Annotated in this window: 15 protein-coding genes; 3 read left to right on the forward strand and 12 right to left on the reverse strand. The window is 47.4% G+C overall.

Going from position 1 to position 17,233, the window contains the following annotated elements; translation table 11 throughout:
- Positions 1-4: 4 nt before the first annotated feature.
- The gene (locus ADIAL_RS00860) at positions 5-1,075 is read right to left on the reverse strand and encodes a phosphate/phosphite/phosphonate ABC transporter substrate-binding protein (protein ID WP_034298732.1); all 1,071 of its coding nucleotides are present in this window, start codon (positions 1,073-1,075) and stop codon (positions 5-7) included.
- Positions 1,076-1,400: 325 nt separating this feature from the next.
- Between ADIAL_RS00860 and mscL the strand changes: the two genes are divergently transcribed.
- Positions 1,401-1,844 (forward strand): large conductance mechanosensitive channel protein MscL, encoded by a 444-nt coding sequence (gene mscL, locus ADIAL_RS00865; RefSeq protein ID WP_034298827.1) that lies wholly within the window; start codon positions 1,401-1,403, stop codon positions 1,842-1,844.
- Positions 1,845-2,362: 518 nt separating this feature from the next.
- On the opposite strand, the gene phnE (ADIAL_RS00870) is transcribed toward mscL, so the two are convergent.
- Genes phnE (ADIAL_RS00870) through phnC form a run of 3 tightly spaced genes read right to left on the reverse strand, consistent with a single transcriptional unit; the run spans position 2,363 to position 4,742 of the window.
- Positions 2,363-3,166 (reverse strand): phosphonate ABC transporter, permease protein PhnE, encoded by an 804-nt coding sequence (gene phnE, locus ADIAL_RS00870; protein ID WP_034298733.1) that lies wholly within the window; start codon positions 3,164-3,166, stop codon positions 2,363-2,365.
- A complete protein-coding gene (gene phnE / locus ADIAL_RS00875; protein WP_034298734.1) occupies positions 3,163-3,969 on the reverse strand; it encodes a phosphonate ABC transporter, permease protein PhnE in 807 nt (268 codons plus the stop codon). Before phnE (ADIAL_RS00875) ends, phnE (ADIAL_RS00870) begins: the two co-directional genes overlap by 4 nt.
- Complete coding sequence (gene phnC / locus ADIAL_RS00880; protein WP_197017735.1) at positions 3,969-4,742, reverse strand: phosphonate ABC transporter ATP-binding protein; 774 nt, start codon at positions 4,740-4,742, stop codon at positions 3,969-3,971. The genes phnE (ADIAL_RS00875) and phnC overlap by 1 nt, the downstream gene beginning before the upstream one ends.
- A 468-nt stretch (positions 4,743-5,210) precedes the next feature.
- On the opposite strand from phnC, the gene ADIAL_RS00885 reads away from it, so the two are divergent.
- Complete coding sequence (locus ADIAL_RS00885) at positions 5,211-5,894, forward strand: DUF554 domain-containing protein (RefSeq protein ID WP_034298737.1); 684 nt, start codon at positions 5,211-5,213, stop codon at positions 5,892-5,894.
- Between the two features lie 90 nt (positions 5,895-5,984).
- On the opposite strand, the gene ADIAL_RS00890 is transcribed toward ADIAL_RS00885, so the two are convergent.
- The 5 genes from ADIAL_RS00890 to rpmF all read right to left on the reverse strand — a co-directional run bounded on the left by ADIAL_RS00890 (position 5,985) and on the right by rpmF (position 8,985).
- Positions 5,985-6,878, reverse strand: a complete 894-nt coding sequence (locus tag ADIAL_RS00890; protein WP_034298738.1) for a phosphate/phosphite/phosphonate ABC transporter substrate-binding protein — start codon at positions 6,876-6,878, stop codon at positions 5,985-5,987.
- A 303-nt stretch (positions 6,879-7,181) separates the two neighbouring features.
- Positions 7,182-7,331 (reverse strand): 50S ribosomal protein L33, encoded by a 150-nt coding sequence (gene rpmG, locus ADIAL_RS00895; protein ID WP_034298739.1) that lies wholly within the window; start codon positions 7,329-7,331, stop codon positions 7,182-7,184.
- Between the two features lies 1 nt (position 7,332).
- Positions 7,333-7,455 (reverse strand): putative metal homeostasis protein, encoded by a 123-nt coding sequence (locus ADIAL_RS11415; protein ID WP_197017731.1) that lies wholly within the window; start codon positions 7,453-7,455, stop codon positions 7,333-7,335.
- A gap of 90 nt (positions 7,456-7,545) precedes the next feature.
- Positions 7,546-8,640, reverse strand: coding sequence for a CobW family GTP-binding protein (locus tag ADIAL_RS00900; protein ID WP_034298742.1), 1,095 nt, complete (start codon positions 8,638-8,640; stop codon positions 7,546-7,548).
- Between the two features lie 171 nt (positions 8,641-8,811).
- Positions 8,812-8,985, reverse strand: a complete 174-nt coding sequence (gene rpmF, locus ADIAL_RS00905) for a 50S ribosomal protein L32 (protein ID WP_034298745.1) — start codon at positions 8,983-8,985, stop codon at positions 8,812-8,814.
- 173 nt (positions 8,986-9,158) lie between these two features.
- Here rpmF and ADIAL_RS00910 point away from each other — a divergent pair, with 173 nt between their 5' ends.
- On the forward strand, positions 9,159-9,383 hold the full coding sequence (locus tag ADIAL_RS00910; RefSeq protein WP_034298748.1) for a hypothetical protein: 225 nt from the start codon (positions 9,159-9,161) through the stop codon (positions 9,381-9,383).
- Positions 9,384-9,483: 100 nt separating this feature from the next.
- Here ADIAL_RS00910 and ADIAL_RS00915 read toward each other — a convergent pair whose 3' ends face one another.
- The 3 genes from ADIAL_RS00915 to gltB all read right to left on the reverse strand — a co-directional run bounded on the left by ADIAL_RS00915 (position 9,484) and on the right by gltB (position 17,128).
- Positions 9,484-10,653, reverse strand: a complete 1,170-nt coding sequence (locus ADIAL_RS00915; protein ID WP_034298749.1) for a hydroxymethylglutaryl-CoA synthase — start codon at positions 10,651-10,653, stop codon at positions 9,484-9,486.
- A gap of 344 nt (positions 10,654-10,997) precedes the next feature.
- Positions 10,998-12,500 carry a glutamate synthase subunit beta gene (locus ADIAL_RS00925; protein WP_034298751.1) on the reverse strand — a complete coding sequence of 501 codons (1,503 nt, stop codon included), beginning with the start codon at positions 12,498-12,500 and terminating at the stop codon, positions 10,998-11,000.
- A gap of 32 nt (positions 12,501-12,532) precedes the next feature.
- Positions 12,533-17,128 carry a glutamate synthase large subunit gene (gltB, locus tag ADIAL_RS00930; RefSeq protein ID WP_034298752.1) on the reverse strand — a complete coding sequence of 1,532 codons (4,596 nt, stop codon included), beginning with the start codon at positions 17,126-17,128 and terminating at the stop codon, positions 12,533-12,535.
- Positions 17,129-17,233: the final 105 nt, after the last annotated feature.

Here is a 17,233-nt window from a genome sequence, read left to right on the forward strand (position 1 = left end):
TTGTTTAGTCTGTCAGGTCACGCAGGATTTGTTGTGCTTCTCTTTCTACGTCGTAGTCTTCGCTTGTTGCCGGCTCATATCCTTCGTGAGAATAGATGGCAATAACTTCCTGACCTTCTTCTGTTTGTGCAATATTGATGAAAGCTTGCTGTAGAGCATCTTTCAGGTCATCGTCCATGATGTCCGAGAACTGGCTGACACTGATTGTATCGTTATAGATACCTGGTGTCACACCAACTACGTCAGTTTCATCCCAGATGCTTGCTTCACGGCCGTATTCTTCTTCCCACAGATCAACATAGTCACGACGGGCATCTGCATAGGCAACAATCAGGTCGACTTGCTCAGAAGCCAGACGAGCAAATGAGTTTGCGTAAGAGTCAGCCTGTACAATTTGGCTCAAGTCAGTCAGTGACTGACCAAAGTTGTCCTGCAGCCAGATAGTCGGGTAAATGTATCCTGCTGAAGAAGATGAGTTCATCACGCTCCATGATGCTGAGTCCACGTCTTCCCAAGTCAGTTCTTCCCCACTGTTGATGATGTCTGCTAGTTCTCTACCCTTTTCAGATGGGCCGGCAATCAAAATCGAACGGTAGTACGTTACTTGTTCGTCTGTGCCTTCAGTTGGTTTGTTTTCGTTCCAGTCAGCTGGGTTATCAGAGTCATTATTCAAACCTGCACGTGTTGAGGTAAGAATCACTTCTGCTGCGTCGTCATAAAGGACGAATGTTCCGCCTGGGATGAATCCCACGTCCAGGGTACCGGCTGACATTGCTTCTCCGACGGCTTCATAACTGGTACCGACAGTGATTTCAACTTCGTTGACGTCAAAGCCGTGTTCAGCCAGCTCGTCAATCAGCAGGTCTTTTAAAGGTTCTGTAGCTACAACGATTTCATCAGGGTCACGTGAAGGGACAAAACCAACTGAGATTTCATCGATTTGTACCATTTCTTCTCCTGCATCACCACTGTCTGTTGCTGTTTCTTCTGCAGTCTCTTCCTCGTTTCCACATGCAGCGAGCATTAGAGCAGATGTTAAAACAATTCCTAAACCTCTAAACCATTTCTTAGACAAAATAATTCCTCCCATTTCCTATGTCGCACAGTCCGTGCAGATTATGTACGTTACTCGCACATAAAGATAGTAACATTCGTTAAAAGAAAAGTCCATTGCTTTTTTTCCAAAATAAATATTGCGAAATGTCGCAAAAACACGAACGTTTATAAACCGAAGTTCGTTTTGCTTGACATCCGCTATTTCAAGTATACAATTACCCGTGGTGTATCTCCAGGCTTTTTTTGTAAAATTACTGTAAATGTGGCGAAACTTTTACTCTTTTATTGGGCGAACATTCCTGTAAAATATAGGGGTAAGTATTTTGTTTAGAAAGGACTATTTTATGATTAAGGAATTTAAAGCATTTATCATGCGGGGCAACGTTGTGGAACTGGCTGTCGGCCTTGTGATGGGGGCAGCTTTCACTTCTATCGTCAATGCGCTGGTGGAACACATCATCACTCCAGTCATTGTTGCGGTTACCGGAAATGCCAATGTAGAGGAACTAGTTTTCCAGTTCGGTTCAGCTCAGATCGGCTACGGCTTTTTCCTCCAGGCTGTGATTGATTTCCTTCTTATTTCCCTGGTACTCTTTTTGATGATCAAGCTGATCAACCGGCTGGCTCAGAAAAAAGATGAACAGGATGTCGAAGTAGAAGTCGAAGCTCCTACGGTGGAAAATTATCTTGAAGAGATTCGGGATCTCCTGGCACAACAGGCCGGTGTCAATGGGTCCACTCTGCCGGATGAAAAAAAGCACGCATCGGATAGCCCGAAACAAGATTAGATAATAAAGGACAGGCTGTTTGCATATGATCCCCCTAAAGTAGACACTTAAAAAAGTAAGCTGATTTAGGGGGAGGATTTATGCGTTCAAATAATAAGTCTATGGTCAAAGCACTTGAACATTGCATTCAATTGTTCTCTTTTCTACAGGGTAGTATGTGAGCAGCTTTACAGACCTTTCCTCAAAAGGTTCAGAAAATAATGTGGGAATAAAAATTGAGAAATAGCGTCGAGATTGTAACAGCTCCACTACCTTTTAGTTCCGAGTTGCTTCGCAAACCGACTTTGTGACGCAGCTCCACTCTCTTCTACTTCGAGTTGCTTCGCAAACCGACTTTGTGACGCAGCTCTACTCTCTTCTACTCCGAGTTGCTTCGCAAACCGACTTTGTGACGCAGCTCCACTCTCTTCTACTCCAAGTTGCTTCGCAAACTGACTTTGTGACGCAGCTCCACCCTCTTCAGCATAAAAAATGCGGCATCCCGACTGGCTTGGTCAGGTGTACCGCATTCTCTGCTTTCATACAAGTTTAGAACGGATAAAACCGCTCAGTTTATCAATTACCATGACAAACACAATCACGATAATCAAAATGACCCCTACATCTTCCCAGTTCCGCTGCTGCTGGGATAAAATCAGCGGGACCCCGATTCCACCAGCACCCACAAGCCCCAGGATGGTCGAGGCCCGTACATCGATTTCAAAGCGGAAAAGAGAAATTGACAGAAATTGAGGCAGGATCTGTGGCAGCACCCCGTACCAAAACGCCTGTATCCAGTTGCCTCCACTGGCTTTAATGGCCTGAATCGGAGCTTTGTCTATGGATTCGATACTTTCAGCATACAGCTTCCCAATCATACCAATCGAATTGACGCTAATAGCCAGTACCCCAGCAAAAGCACCAGGACCAACCGCTGCTACAAAGAACACACCAAACAGCAGCTCCGGGATCGAGCGGATTGCGTTCAGGATGACTTTTCCGAGATAACTCAACCGTCCCCCGCTGTTCCGCGCAGCCAATACCGCCAGCGGCAGGGCCAAAAGAGAGGCTGCTACACCACCAGCATAGGCAATGGCTACCGTCTCCAGCATCAGTAGGCTTCTTTCCGCAAATACACTCCGGTAAGACGGATCTGTCAGCGGTACAATAAATAGTCGGCGCAGAATCGTCCCGGGAGAAGACTGGGATGAAGCAACGGCAAAGTCCTGCGACCATAAGCTGAAGCTGTAAAGCAGGATAAGGCTGGTCAAAACAAGACCAGTTATTGCTTTCTGCTTTTTTGTTTTTAATTTTCCAAGCCTGATTTTCTTGTCTTTGCTCACACGAGTTTGCTCCTTAATGTCTGACTGATATAGTCAATAGTACTGATTGCCAGAAACAAAACAAATATAATCAGCCCGAGACGGTCATAGCGGAAAAGGCTCATCTGCCGTCTGATTAGCTGACCGATACCGCCTGCCCCGACAAATCCCAGCACAACTGATGCTTTCAAATTGACCTCCAGCACATAAAGAATATGTGACAGATAGACAGGAAAAATTTGAGGCACCACACCGTAAGCAATCGTCTGCAGAGTATTACCGCCCATCGCTTTAATAGCCTGGATTGGGCGCTTGTCAATCGTTTCTACCGATTCGCTCGTCAGTTTAATCAGAATCGCTGCAGAATAAACCGTCAAAGCTATGATTCCGGAGACCGGTCCTAGGCCGACCAGAGCGACCATCAGCACTACCATAATAATATTTGGGATTGACCGGACAACGGTCATCACCAGTCGAATCCCGCTATAGGATAAGGGGTTGCGGTTCACTGTAGACGAAGAGAAAAACAGCATAGGAAAAGCTAGAAAAGCTGCTAGCGTAGTACTGAGTAGGGCAATATTGAACGTTTCCACAAGTTGGCTGACTACTCTAGGTAAATAACTGAAATCCGGCGGGAAAAAGTCCTCGACCAGCATCCGATATAAAATAGGAAAGCTCGACAAGATCCGGTTCAGCGAAGCCTGGGTCTGATTGATAGCCGCCCAGTAAAGACTCAGCACAGCAAGGACTACCCCAAAGATTTTGAAAGAGGTTCCCGGCTTGAACAGTCTAATTTTATTCTTTTTCGCAGTAGACTTTTCCATCACTGCCCTCCTATAATCTCTTCGGCTCTGATTGGTCTGCCATATATCTCTTCAAACGTCTCTTCTGTCACTTCTCCTATTGGCCCGTCAAAGACGATTTCACCCTCTCTCATACCGATGATCCGGTCTGCATATTCCATGGCAAGATCAATGAAATGAAGATTGACTAGCGTTGTCAGTCCATCTTCCTTGCTGACCCGCTTCAAATCACGCATCACCTGATGTGACGTAGGTGGATCTAGGGAGGCGACCGGTTCGTCCGCGAGAATAATCTGCGGCTGCTGGGTCAAAACACGGGCGATACTCACGCGCTGTTGCTGTCCACCACTGAGATAATCTGCCCGGGTATAAGCCTTCTCATCAATTCCTACCCTCTTCAGATTATTCATTGCCAGCTCTAAGTCACTTTGAGGAAAACGCCCAATCAGGCTGCTGAGTGTCGGTGTATGCCCCAGCCTCCCGACCATGACATTTCTCAAGACCGACATACGCTTGATCAAGTTATAGTCCTGAAAAATGATCCCAATTCGGGTACGCAACTTTCTCAGCTGTGACTCTTTGAGCTGAGTTACCTCTTTTCCGTTCACTTTCAAACTGCCCACAGTCGGCTCCACCATTCGGTTGATGCACTTCATTAGCGTGGATTTTCCAGCACCTGACATGCCGACGACAACGACAAATTCGCCTTTATTTATGGCCAAGTCGATATTTTTAAGTGCTTTGACACCTGTGGGATAAGTCACCGACACCCCGTTGAATTCTATCACGCTGATTCGCCCGCCCCTTCTGCCTGTTCTTGTTTGCTCTTTCTAGTAGTATACTATGTTTTTCTCTCTATTTCGATTGTCTCCAGTTATCAATCAGGTCTCAGATAAATATTTTCTCATTTTGCAATCGCTTGCATACTTATGTAAGCGTTTAGTCTATAATAGAAAGCGGAGAGTAAAGTGCATCACGAGCGTATACTCAAGATACTACCTTACTTATACATTCTGATGGAGTGCAGCTGAGAAAAAAGCCTGTCCCTTCTAGCTGCATACAAAAAGCGATTGAGACAGACCGTCTCGGTCGCTTTTTACACTGAACCGCCCTTTTTTACTTCTTAAGCTGAGCACCTTATCTCAGTTCTGAAAAGAGGTCATCCACATGCGTTTCGCCTTTTGAAAGAAAATTAATTTGTAAGTCTAAAGCCTGGCTTATATAATAATGGAGTCAAGTCTAAATCAGAAGGAGTCTTTCGTATGTACTTTGGGGTCATCATTAATACCCTGGCTATCTTTGCCGGAGGGACTATCGGTCTGCTGGTGAATAAAGGCCTGTCCATCAAAATCGAGAAGGCTCTGATGAGAGCACTGGCTCTTGGTGCAATTTATGTCGGCGTTACCGGCATGATGTCAGGTGAGCACACAATTTATATTATTCTATCACTTGTTATTGGAGCAGCGATTGGTGAACTTATCGACCTGGACCATAAAATCCACTTGCTTGGCTCTACCATCGAGCAACGGTTCCCAACCAGCGGAGAAAACCCTTCCTTGTCTAAAGGCTTTGTCACCGCCAGTCTCATCATGGCTGTCGGAGCCATGTCTATTGTTGGTCCGCTAGAAAGTGGCCTGTCGGGCAACCATACGGTTCTTTTGACTAAAGCTGTGATTGATGGCATTACCAGTATTATTTTAGCTTCGAGCCTGGGTGCAGGCGTGATCCTGTCCGGTATTTTAGTTTTTGTCTATCAGGGAGCCATCACTTTTTTTGCGGGGGGTCTGGATCAGATCCTGACTGATACAATGATCAATGATATCAACGCCATCGGATCCATCCTTATTTTGGTGCTGGGCCTAAATATCCTGGAAGTGACTAAGCTGAAAGTCATGAACTTTGTTCCAGCTATTGCCGTTCCGCTGCTGTTTTTCTTTTTTTACTGACAGCAAGTACAGCACATCAAGCTAAATACAAAAAAGCACCTGAAAGGCCTCTCCTTGCGGAAACCTTTCAGGTGCTTTGGTGTACAATAATTAATCTATTACTGCTTCAAACTCACGGTAGACATCACGTACAATATCATAATCTTCCGATTCGGCCGGTGCAAAACCTTCCCAGTTATAAACATCCTCCATGACGGCCAGCATGTCCGGATTGTCATTGATGCTGAGGAAAGCGTCCTCGATTTTTTCTTTCAAGTCATCCGGTAGTTCACTGCGGACAGAAAGGGTCGCATTCGGAATTTCTTCGGTCGTTCCAATCACACGGATCTGCTCAAAGATATCTGGAATCTCGTCTTCCAGACGGACACGGGCATCTTCAAAAGTCGTCGCAAAATCTGCCTGACCATCCAGTACGGATAAAATAGCACTATCGTGGGCACCGACATCCAGAGTCGTGAAGTGACTTTCCAAGTCTTCAACACCCAGATCCATCATCTGCTGGGCCGGGAACAAATAGCCTGAAGTCGACGTATAGTCCGTAAAGGCCCAGACTAGACCTTCCCTCTCAATCAGATCATCGATTGAATCAATATCTGAATCTGCAGCCACGTTGTACTGCGCCACATAAGAGTCTGAACCGTCACGGATCGCTTTCAGCAGCACTTCCACGTTGGCACGCTCCTCAGCCTGCACAAAGGCAAAAGGCGGCAGAAAGGCAATGTCCGCGTTCTGATTGCGCATCGCTTCAATAAGGCCGGTATAATCCGTCATGACTTGCCCTGTGACGGGGATATCCAGTTGCTCTGACAAGTATTCTTCCAGGGGCCGGGCCGAATCAGCCATGTTCTCCACGTCCGCTGACGGGAAGTAACCTAGGACCAGCTCATCGACTGTTTCTTCGCTTTCCTGTGCCTCATCCGTCCCGCACGCCCCCAACAACAGCAGTGCCGAGCTGCTTGCAATCAAACCTTTTAATGTATTCATTTCTTCGTCTCCTTACTCCTACATTTTCCAAATCAGTCTGCTGATTCCTCATTATTTTGCCTGACTTCTGCTCATCCGTCAACTATTCTAGAGCATCTTAATTCGATTGACTGAGATTTCAAACGCAAATGCCTCTTGCTTTTTTTCTATATATGACAAAACCGGCAGTTCCTACAGTCAAGCTGCGGAAGCTGCCGGTTGGCGAATGTCAAAACACTCTTGCGAGTAAAACTATTCAGCGCCCTATCAAGGCCGAATACAATAAAGAAAAAGTAAAGCAGAAGGAGGTAAGGACCCTCCTGCTTACTTTGTTTCCCTAAACAATGCTTTACGTCTGAGTTTCTGGGAGTATTTTTTCAACTCTAGACGGTCAGGATTGTTACGGGTATTTTTGCTGGTGATATACAAGCGTTCACCAGTCTCTACACATTCCAGGGTAATATTTTTTCTCATTTTACTTCACTCCTCTTTGAGTTTTCTTGAACTGTTTAATCACTTTCAATCCACGTCTGGCCGTCTTCTTATTTGGACTTTTCATCAGACGACGAGCAGTAGACAAATCTGTTTTTTCCGGCATGTCAATCGCTCCTATGCTTTTGATTCTGTTCTCTCAATCATTTTTCCAGTGTATTTCATTTGGGGCTGCGTTTTAGCCAGGAATCAGGTCCTAATCAATCCCCAGTTCCAGTCTGACTTCTTCTGTCAGAATACATTTGTTGAAAGATTCTCTCATCTCTTCAAGCGGCAGATTTTTCCCAATAAAGACAAGAACGGACTCCCGCTCACCCTCTCCCCAAGGCTGTCCGCGTTCCGCTTTGAAAGCCATGTTGACCCCCTGGTAGATGATCTGATTTGAATCACCATAAAGGTTTAGGACTCCCTTGTATCTCAAAAGATCCATTCCAAAAGTCATAATCAGCTCGTTCATCCACATATCGATTAAAGTCGGGTGGATCGGTTCACTGGTCTTAAGCGAAAGAGACACAATGTTTGATGTATGTGTGCTTTCTTCTTCATGGTGGTGAGCCTGTCCATGGCAGCAGCTCCCAGAGTCATTATGGTGCCCGCAGCCGCAAGCTTTATGCTCACTGTCCGCTTCGTGATGATGGTCTAGCCCGTGATCCTCACTTTGCTCGACTTTTTGTTCGTCATACAAATTTAAACCGATAATATCAGGGACTCTGACTTTTTCCAAGTCAAGTTCTTCGATTTGCGCAAAAGGGTTGAGTGTCCGGAGTTTCTGCTTAACCAGGTGAATAGTATGGTCGCTTGTTTCTTCTACCTTAGTCAAAAGTAGCTTATCCGCAAATGCAGCCTGTTCAACAGATTCTTCGTAGTGAGCCAGCTGGTACAGAGCATTGCCTGAATCTACCAGCGTCAATACCGAGTCCAGGGAGTAGTGCTCCTGAAGCACAGGGTTGCGCATAAACGTCTGCGCAATTGGCCCCGGTTCAGCTAATCCTGTGGTTTCAATTACAATGCGGTCAATTTTAACTTCTTGAGTTTTTCTTACGGCATAGATACTGCTCAGCATATCTGCCAGATCGGCACGCAGCGTACAGCACAGGCAGCCATTGTTCATCTGATAAATGTCCTCTTCCACATTCACTACCAGATTGTGGTCGACCCCGATATCGCCAAATTCATTGACAATAACGGCTATCTTCTCTTCGTTAGGCTGGTGCAGAAGCTCATTGATCAGTGTTGTTTTCCCCGCTCCTAAAAAACCAGTGATGATCGTTACAGGTATTTTTTGATCCATTCTATCATAAGCTCCTTCCCAGCTGATTGTTTCCCATCAGATCGATTTGATTTTCAGTCTGTCTCATACGCATGAGCGCTTTCGACGTCTGTTTATTCGTGTGTATCTAGTCAGGCTGATCCGATTTGTATTTAATCCCGGTCGGCAACGAGGGGGTTCTGTTCTCTGCCTTTACTTGTCTAAAACTTTTCTGCCTTTGTAGTAGCCGTCTTTTGAGATACGGTGACTCATGCTGTATTCTCCTGTGCTTGAATCAAGCGACAGTCCTCCGGGTACATTGGCTCCCTTGTGTGTGCGTCTCTTTCTTTGTCTTGCCTTGGATGTTCTTCTCTTAGGTACTGCCATTATATTGCCTCCTGAGTTAAATTATAAATCGTAACCATTACGTTTTAGAATAATACAACATCTCGCCACATAATTCAAGCTTTTCTTTGATTTTATTGTTTTCTTTTTCAGCTTGTATTATAATAACCTAAAATCGGAATCATTACGATTTAAACTATAAGGACTGATTATCAATGGATTTATCAGAAGCACGGCGCAAGAAAACGCGGGGTATGAGCAATGAAGAATTTCTAAACACCTATACTTCAGCTTTTTTGGAAAGCGAGAGTCTGGTTGTGATTAGTTTCGATCAAAACAATGTAATCCGAACGTTCCAGAGTTCTGATTCACAGTTGACTGCTCTAGGTATGATTGAAGTCGCTAAACAACAGATTATCGACGATATGGCTGACGCCTGATGGCCAAAAAAAAGCACCTTCCTTTAATAAGGAAGTGTGCTTTTTTGCATTAACAGTTATGAGGGGACCGCCAGAGGTATAGCCTAAAGAAGGGCCTGTACTATTTAACAGAGTATAGTCTGACGTTTTCCTTGATTCCTGAAAGGTAAGCTTTGCCCAGATTGACTTGCTCGTCATCAATAGCGATGTCCGATCCGTCTTTCGGCAAGGCCTTTTCCAGTGTAGCCTCATATTCCTCGATGGACAGCTCGCGGCGGTCATCCAGAACAGACTCGTGTGCGTCCTTGTTTAGATACTTCTTATAGTCCGGCTTAACGATTCCACTAAAGAATTCACCGACAGCTCCTGATCCATAGCTGAAGAGCCCGATGCGCGACCCTGCCTTGAATTCAGGTGCCTGTTCCAGAAGGGAGAGTAAACTCAAATACAGAGAACCGGTATATACGTTACCGACTTGCTTGTTGTAGTAGATGCTGTCGTGATAGGAATCCATCAAGCGCTTAGTTTCACTCTCATCCAGATCCTCCGTCAAAGCAAGAATCGCTTTTTTGCCCATCTTGGTATACGGCAAGTGGAAGCACATTGCTTCAAAATCACTCAGATTGCGGCCAGTCTTCTCCTTATAATTGTCAAAGACTTCCTTCAAAAATCCCAGATAGGCTTCATTGGAGAATTTGCCGTCCACAAAGGCGTAATCAGAATAGAGGGGTCTCCAGAAGTCTGAAATATCTTTGGTCATCGAGGCACTGTCGTTATCCAGCGACAGGATGCGAGGATTTTGAGACAGAACCATGGCTACAGCTCCAGCTCCCTGAGTCGGCTCGCCACCCGTATTCAAACCATATTTCGCAATATCAGCCCCCAGTACCAGCACTTTGCTATCAGGGTTCAAGGCAATATGTCCCATGGCCATCTTAATTCCGGCTGTTGCACCATAGCATGCCTGCTTTAATTCCACACAGCGGGCATTTTGCTGAATGCCGGCCAGATTATGGACCCATACAGCACCGGATTTGGAGTGGTCCACTCCCGATTCCGATCCAAACAGGACAAAGTCAATCTTTTCTCTGTCTTCATCATCCAAAATAGACAAAGCAGCATTGGCTGCCAGACTGACCGAGTCATGATGCAGTGGAGCAATGGACATTTTCTCCTGTCCAATCCCAATCGTATATTTCGCAGGGTCCACTCCTCTGACTTCAGCCAGTTTTTCCATATCCACGTACACATTAGGGGTGTAAAACCCAATTTTATCAATTCCAATATCCAATCGATTGTCCTCCTAGTCGTCTTTTGCTCCCTTACAGTATATCTAAGCTTCCTTAAAATTTATTTAAGAAAGGTTAAGGCATATGTATGTTCCGCAGTTCATTATACACAAAGGTTACCGCCTGGCTTGAACAGATTGCCTCAGGTTAAGGCTTTCCTTTTTCAGCACAAAAAAAGCCCGGTCGGCTGCCGGGTTAAAATTTCAGCAGTGAGCATAAAGCCCACAGATGAAACCCTAACACCCACAATCATCCGCCTGTGCAAGCCAGCAGCTTGTTTTGACTTGCTCAAGCAGACAATCATCTTGGACCGGGAAGTCTATTAAAGATTAAACGGTGTCCTTTTTTAGAGAGAAGCAGCGCCAACCGTCGGCAGGACACTGGTACCCATCAGGTGTCGGTCAACTTCATAGGCGGCTTCACGGCCTTCATTGATAGCCCACACAATCAGGCTTTGACCACGGCGGGCGTCTCCCGCTGCAAAAACTCCTTCGACATTGGTTGCAAATTTTCCGTACTCGGCAGAGATTACTCCTCTGGAGGACTCGACACCGAAATCATCCAGTACACTGTTTTCGACACCCTCAAAGCCGATGGCCACCAGTACCAGATCAGCCTTCCATTCTTCTCCGGAATCCGGGACTTCTTCATAAACAAACTGACGCCGCTGTTCATCCCGGATTTTTTTTGCGCGTTCCGTATAAAGCGAACGGACTGTACCGTCTGCGTTCCCCTTGAAGGAACGGGTCTGGATCTCATACTCTCTGATATCTTCTCCATAAAGCATTTTCGCTTCCTCATGACCGTATTCCAGGCTGAAGACACGCGGATAGGCCGGCCATTCATTCAGCGGTTCTCTCTGGAAAGGGAACTGCAGGCTGCGTGAGAATTGACTGATACTCTTGGCTCCCTGTCTCAAAGCTGTCGCTACGCAGTCTGCTCCTGTATCTCCACTGCCGATAACGATCACATTTTTATCTTTTGCATTCAAATGTGGATCGACAGGTGCCTCCCCCAATGTTTCCTTGACCGACTGGGTCAAATAATCCATGGCAAAGTGAATACCGTTTAGGTCTCTTCCCGGAAGGGGCAGATCGATTGGCTTGGCTGCACCAGTACAGATCAGCACAGCATCATAGTCCGCCTTCAGCGTATCCGCCAAAATGTCCGTGCCTACAGCTGTATTCAACTGGAACCTGATTCCTTCCTGTTCCAGCAGATTAATCCGTCTCTGGACAATATGCTTTTCTAGCTTCATGTTCGGAATCCCATAAGTCAGCAGTCCTCCAGCCCTTGAACTCCGTTCATAAACGGTCACACTATGTCCCACCTGGTTCAGCTGATCGGCAGCAGCCAGTCCGGCCGGCCCTGATCCTATAACAGCTACTTTTTTACTTGTCCGTTTATGAGGGACTCTAGGCTGGATCCACCCTTCTTCAAACCCCTTGTCAATAATAGCCAGCTCGATATCCTTAATCGCTACCGGATCATCAGAGATGGCTACTGTACAGGATCCTTCACAGGGCGCCGGACAGACCTTTCCGGTAAATTCTGGAAAGTTATTGGTCTTCAGCAGACGGTCCAGCGCCTCTTTCCATCTTCCCTTGTAAACCAAGTCATTCCACTCGGGAATCAGGTTGTACAGCGGACAACCAGTCGTGCTACCTTCAATATCCATCCCCATCGAACAGTAGGGAATAGAGCAGTCCATGCACCGCGCTCCCTGACGCTGAGCCTGCTCATCCGGCACTGTCCGCTTATACTCCTTGAAGTCCGCGATCCGCTGCCTAGGATCCCGTTCTGCTGCGTGTTCACGTTCAAACTCCATGAAACCCGTTTTCTTTCCCATAACGATTCTCCTTTCGCTCAAATCACTTGCGGTCAGTTAGGCACACTGACGGATTCAGGCTCTTCCTTTGTTTTCATAAATACAGCCATTTTTGCTTCTTCTTCAGACAGTCCGTCTCTGATCTGCCGATTGATTTCAGCTGTGATCTGCTTGTATTCTCTTGGAATAACTTTAATAAAGCGGGAAACGGAAGCTTCCCAGTTTTCCAGCAGCTTGACTGCCCGCGTAGAATGCGTATAGTCCGCATGACGGGCGACTAGCTGTTTCAGCTCCTCTGCTTCCGCTACGTTTTCAATTGTTTCAAACAACACCAGTTCACTGTTGGCTCGGCGGATAAAGTCTGCATGATCATCGCTTAATACGTAAGCGATCCCTCCGGACATCCCAGCCGCAAAGTTCTTTCCGACCGCTCCTAAAATCACAACCCGTCCACCGGTCATATACTCGCAACCATGATCTCCGACACCTTCAACCACCAGCGTTGCCCCACTGTTTCTGACAGCAAAGCGTTCACCGGCCAAACCATTCAAATAAGCTTCACCAGCTGTTGCCCCGTAGAAGGCGACGTTACCGGCAATGACATTACTGACTGCTTCAAAACCGGCGGCAGGCGAGGTTTTTAAAATCAGTTTGCCGCCGGACAACCCCTTACCTACATAATCATTCCCATCACCAATCAGATTCAGTGTCATGCCTCTCGGCAGGAAGGCTCCCACACTCTGGCCGGCTGACCCAACACAGTTCAACGTCAGCGTGTCTTCCGGCAGACCGGCTGCTCCTTTGCGCAGGGACACTTCACTCCCGACTACTGTTCCGATTACCCGGTTCATGTTACTGACTTGCAGGTCAAGTGAGACAGGCGTTTCTGTATCAATGGCCTCCGTCACCTGAGGCAGGATCGAACGGACATCGAGTGACTGCTCAATCTTGTGATCCTGCACCGTTTTGTTCATTCTAGCTTTGCCGAACGGCTGATAGACGATGCGTTCAAGATCAAGCTGCGAGGCTTTCCAGTGCGTCCGGGCCCATTCATTGGTTTCCAGCAAATCTGTCCGGCCCACCAGGTCTTCGATTTTGCTGTAACCTAATTCAGCCAGAATCTCTCTAATTTCTTCTGCAATAAAGGTCATATAGTTCACTACATGCTCCGGCTTGCCCATGAACCGCTCTCTCAGTTTCGGATTCTGGGTGGCGATGCCCACCGGACAAGTATCCAGATGACAGACACGCATCATGACACAGCCCAGAACCACCAAGGGAGCGGTCGCAAAACCGAATTCCTCGGCTCCTATAATGGCAGCCATGACCACATCTCGACCAGTCAGCAGTTTGCCATCCGTCTCCAGCGTGACCCGGTTTCTCAAATCATTCATCTGCAGCGTCTGGTGTGTTTCTGCCAGTCCCAGCTCCCACGGCAGGCCCGCATGACGGATACTGGTTTTAGGCGATGCGCCTGTTCCACCATCATAGCCGACAATGGAAATGACATCAGCATTGCCTTTAGCTACACCCGATGCAATCGTTCCAACCCCAGCCTTGGAGGCCAGCTTAACGGAGATGCGGGCTTTGCGGTTGGCGTTTTTCAAATCATGGATCAATTGAGCCAGATCCTCAATCGAATAAATATCGTGGTGCGGTGGCGGCGAAATCAGTCCCACTCCGGGCGTTGAATTTCTGGCCGAAGCAATCCACGGATACACTTTCTCTCCTGGAAGCTGTCCGCCTTCTCCAGGCTTGGCTCCCTGAGCCATCTTGATCTGCAGCTCTTCGGCATTGACCAGGTAATGACTATCCACACCAAAACGCCCGGAAGCCACTTGCTTGATGGCACTGCGTCTCCAGTCGCCATTAGGATCTTTATCAAAGCGTTTCGGATTTTCCCCGCCTTCACCGGAGTTGGACTTGCCGCCTAGGCGGTTCATCGCGATGGCTAGTGTTTCATGTGCTTCCGGGCTGATTGATCCAAAAGACATGGCCCCGGTCTTGAAGCGTTTGAACAGTTCTTCGACCGGCTCCACGTTATCTATGCTGATTGGCTCACGGTCCGATTTAATATCGAACAGACTGCGGATAAAGCCGTGATGGCCGTTATTGACAGCTTCCGCGTAGTCCCGGTACAGCTTTGGATCTCCTCGCCGGGCTGCCCACTGCAGCTTGTGCATGGTCAGCGGGTTGTACACGTGCTTTTCACCGCCTTTGCGCCACTGCATGTCACTGCCTGAATCCAGGACCTCATACAAATCCTCTTTAAAGCCTAAACTGTGACGCAGGCGGGCTTCTTCAGCAATGGTAGCCAGGCCAATCCCACTGATCTGTGAAGCCGTCCCGGTAAAGTGTTCATCGACAACCGCTTCACTTATCCCGATTGCTTCAAAAATCTGTGCCCCACGGTAACTCTGGACAGTAGAGATGCCCATCTTGGACATGACTTTAATCACGCCTTCTGTGACTGCCAGCCGGTAGCGTTCTGCTGTTTCCTTTTGTTCCGTCTTAAACTGACCGTTTTCAACTTCATTTGCAATGGTGTCGTAAGCCAGATAAGGATAGACCGCATCAGCCCCGTAACCAATCAGGGCTGCAAAATGATGCACTTCCCGGGCTTCCCCGCTTGCACACAGCAGGCTCACCTGCGTGCGCAGACCTTTTCTGACCAGATGCTGGTGGACACTGCTGACAGCCAACAGAACCGGGACCGGAACTTTTTCCTTATCCATCTGTTCATCACTTAAAACGATTAGTGTTACACCTGAGCGGACCGCCGCTTCGACTTCCTCCCTCAAGGACTGCAGACGCTCTTGCAGACTGCCTGAAAACAGAGTATGAACTCTCTGGCTATTAAAAAGTGGACAATCAAGATTTGATACCTGCTCGAAAGCCTCTCGGCTGAGGATCGGTGAGTCCAGGCGAATCCGCCGACCCACACCCGCTTCATGATTCAGCAGATCTCCCTCTGCACCGAGCCAGCTCAGAGTTGAGGTCACAATCTGTTCACGGTAGGCATCGATTGGCGGATTGGTAACTTGGGCAAACAGTTGCTTGAAGTAGAGAAACAGCGACTGCGGACGGTCGGACATAACCGCCAGAGGCGTATCAATCCCCATCGCCCCAATCGGATCCTTTCCTTTTTCAATCAGCGGCTTCAAGTATTTTTCAATGTCTTCCACTGTATAGCCGAAAGCCTTCTGCCGACGGATCAGCGGGACCTCTGCTTGGGCTTTGCTGCTTTGATCTGAGCTTGCTTGTGCTTCCTTTTTCTGTTCAGCTGCCTTGTCCGTCTTGAGGCTGTCAAGCTCCAGAGACAGTTCCTTGTTCCATTCTTCATAAGGAGCCTGACTTACAACTTGCTGCTTGATTTCTTCATCCGGAATGATGCGTCCCTCTTCCAGATCAATCATCAGCATTTTGCCGGGACTCAGCCGACCCTTAGACACCACATCCTCTTCTCGGACATCAATGACTCCTGTTTCTGATGCATAGATGATGGTGTCGTCTTTCATCAGATAGTAACGGGCCGGTCTCAGGCCGTTACGGTCAAGCAGAGCCGCGATCTGGCGCCCATTAGTGAAGGTGATGGATGTCGGCCCGTCCCAAGGCTCCATCAGCATGCTGTGATATTTGTAGAAGGCTTTTCTTTCTGGACTGATATCCGGATTGTTTTCCCACGGTTCCGGGATCAGCATCATTGCGGAGTGGGCTAAGGACCGGCCTGCCAGGGTGAAAAATTCCAGTGCATTGTCCAATACAGCGGAGTCACTGCCTGACTCGTCCAGAATCGGCAGCACCTTATCCAGATCGTCTCCGAAAGCCTCAGAAACAAAACTTCCTTCCCGTGCCCTCATCCAGTTGATATTCCCTCTGAGTGTATTGATTTCTCCATTATGAATCAGATAGCGGTTCGGATGCGCCCGCTCCCAGTTGGGAACCGTATTGGTACTGAAACGGGAGTGTACCAGGGAAAAAGCCGATGTATAGTCAGGATCCTGTAAATCCAGATAAAACTGATCAACCTGGCTGGATGTCAGCAGGCCCTTGTAGACAATCGTCTGACTGGAAAAGCTGGGAAAGTAAAAAGCCTGATTGTTGTCTGCAGCTATTTTTTCTGCCCGTTTACGTATCACATACAGCTTACGCTCAAAAGCGGCTTCATTCTTAAGTTCAGGACTTCTCACAAGAAACAGCTGCCGGACGTAAGGTGCCGTTTTCTGAGCCTTGACACCGATTTTTTCTACAGCAGTCGGTACGGTCCGCCAGCCGGCAACCTGCTGACCTTCTGCTCGTGCAATCTGCTGAATCTCTTTTTCCCATTCCTCTTGCCGGGTATCATTCTGGCTGAAAAACAGCATGCCGACCGCATACTGCCCTTCTTCCGGCAGGTCAAACTGAGGCAGAAGCTTCTTAAACAGCTTATCCGGTATCTGGGTCATGATTCCAGAACCGTCTCCTGTATCCGGGTCACTTCCCTGCCCTCCCCTATGATCCAGGTGAGTCAGCAGTTCGATCCCTCTTTTGACGATTGTGTGGCTTTTTTTATTTTTCATATTCGCGTATAGTCCGATTCCGCAATTGTCTCTTTCAAATTGTGGTGAATACAAGCCGCCAGCTTGATGGACGGGGTTGAATTTAGCCATAGTCGTTTCCTCCAAGCGATCAGTTCTCATCTGATTCTCATTATAGTGTTATTCCATTGTAATCCTTTGCATTTATGCATACAATATATTTGTTCGATAGTTATC

It is taken from the genome of Alkalibacterium sp. AK22, assembly GCF_000585255.1.
Lineage (GTDB): Bacteria > Bacillota > Bacilli > Lactobacillales > Carnobacteriaceae_A > Alkalibacterium.